The sequence below is a fragment of the Novosphingobium sp. HR1a genome (assembly GCF_015594425.1).
In the GTDB taxonomy this organism is placed as follows: Bacteria; Pseudomonadota; Alphaproteobacteria; order Sphingomonadales; family Sphingomonadaceae; genus Novosphingobium; species Novosphingobium resinovorum_A.
This window is the reverse complement of sequence record NZ_JABXWS010000179.1, coordinates 1-245: the sequence shown is the minus strand read 5'-3', so window position 1 is coordinate 245 and position 245 is coordinate 1. Positions and strand designations below refer to the sequence as shown.

Sequence of the window (245 nt, the reverse complement as noted above, 5' to 3'; positions counted from 1 at the left end):
TGCTCGTGGAGGCCGCTGCTGCGATGGGGATTTTCGATGCTTCGCAACTTTACGGAGGTGCGGTTCCAGCGCGCTTCGTGGCCACCAAAGTCATTACGCACGGATTGCCGTTCCAAGGTGCGCAGGCGCCGCCCGAATGGTCGCACGCGCTCGGCGGCAAACTGGGTGACGCGGTTCTGCGCGGCTTTTCGGTTTTCTCCCGCGCGGATGCATCCGCTGCCGGCCGGCTTCTGCTCGATCACGGG

General features: G+C 64.9%; 1 protein-coding gene. It reads left to right on the top strand.

Features of this window, described 5'->3' with window-relative positions; genetic code table 11:
* Positions 1–5 precede the first annotated feature (5 nt).
* Positions 6–245 (top strand): DUF3182 family protein (locus HWN72_RS32140; protein WP_375154558.1); only part of this gene is annotated, 240 nt, incomplete at its 3' end.